General features: G+C 43.9%; 1 rRNA gene. It reads right to left on the bottom strand.

The window, feature by feature from the left end:
- Positions 1-88 precede the first annotated feature (88 nt).
- A 16S ribosomal RNA gene (locus GBG18_RS14910) occupies positions 89-1,605 on the bottom strand.
- Between the last annotated feature and the right edge of the window lie 190 nt (positions 1,606-1,795).

Here is a 1,795-nt window from a genome sequence, read left to right as displayed (position 1 = left end):
TTTTAAATAATCTTTATAAACCGAACATAATACTCTTTATTTGTTTTTCTTGATGAGACTTAGAAACGAATCTAAGTCTCTGTCTCTGAAAGGAGGTGATCCAACCGCAGGTTCTCCTACGGTTACCTTGTTACGACTTCACCCCAGTTACTGAATCCACTGTGGAGGGTAGCTACTTTAGCATTCCCGCTTCGAATGAGTTCAATTCCCATGGTGTGACGGGCGGTGAGTACAAGACCCGGGAACGTATTCACCGTAGCATTGCTGATCTACGATTACTAGCGATTCCAACTTCAAGCAGTCGAGTTGCAGACTGCTATCCGAACTGGGAGATATTTTTGAGATTTGCTCCACTTCACAGTATCGCGGCTCTTTGTATACCCCATTGTAGCACGTGTGTAGCCCTGGACGTAAGGGCCATGATGACTTGACGTCGTCCTCACCTTCCTCCTGGTTACCCAGGCAGTCTCATTAGAGTTCTCAGCCGAACTGTTAGCAACTAATGACGAGGGTTGCGCTCGTTGCGGGACTTAACCCAACATCTCACGACACGAGCTGACGACAGCCGTGCAGCACCTGTATGATAGTTCTAGCAAGCTAGCACTATTACATCTCTGTTATATTCTATCTATGTCAAGTCCAGGTAAGGTTCTTCGCGTATCGTCGAATTAAACCACATGCTCCACCGCTTGTGCGGGTCCCCGTCTATTCCTTTGAGTTTTAATCTTGCGACCGTACTCCCCAGGCGGCACACTTAATGTGTTAACTGCATTACTGCAAGGTCTAGCCTCACAACAACTAGTGTGCATCGTTTAGGGCGTGGACTACCAGGGTATCTAATCCTGTTTGCTCCCCACGCTTTCGAATCTCAGCGTCAATAATGTTCCAGTAGATCGCCTTCGCAATCGGTATTCCTTCTGATCTCTACGGATTTTACCCCTACACCAGAAATTCCATCTACCTCTCCCATATTCTAGATAAACAGTTTCAAAAGCAGTTCAATAGTTGAGCTATTGGATTTCACTTCTGACTTATCTATCCGCCTACATTCTCTTTACGCCCAGTGATTCCGAGTAACGCTTGCACCCTCCGTATTACCGCGGCTGCTGGCACGGAGTTAGCCGGTGCTTATTCATATAGTACCGTCATTATCTTCCTATATAAAAGGAGTTTACGCACCGAAATGTGTCATCCTCCACGCGGCGTTGCTGCATCAGACTTTCGTCCATTGTGCAATATTCCCCACTGCTGCCTCCCGTAGGAGTCTGGACCGTGTCTCAGTTCCAGTGTGACTGATCATCCTCTCAAACCAGTTAAGCGTCATTGTCTTGGTGAGCCATTACCTCACCAACTAACTGATACTGTACAGGCCGATCTTCAAGCTATAAATATTTCCCTTGCAGACTTAAGTCTTAAAGGCATATAGGGTATTAGCGTTCGTTTCCAAACGTTATCCCCTTCTTGAAGGCACGTTACCTATATATTACTCACCCGTGCGCCACTTAGCTGACAATTAAAGCAAGCTTTAATCCGTTCTCGTTCGACTTGCATGTGTTAAGCACGCCGCCAGCGTTCACTCTGAGCCAGGATCAAACTCTCCGAAGATTGTTTGAAACTGACAAATTTGTATTGTTATACAAAATTATCACTCAAATTTTATAGACAAGAAATTAACTTCTTGTTATTTTGTATGTATTTTATTTTAAATCGTATCACTTACGATTATAGTTAGAGTATTATATTCAGTTTATAAAGATTACTTTACAAACTATTTACATTGTTAAAGATCATCCAT

This window comes from Poseidonibacter ostreae (assembly GCF_009208075.1).
GTDB lineage: Bacteria > Campylobacterota > Campylobacteria > Campylobacterales > Arcobacteraceae > Poseidonibacter > Poseidonibacter ostreae.
This window is presented reverse-complemented; position numbering and strand designations above follow the sequence as displayed.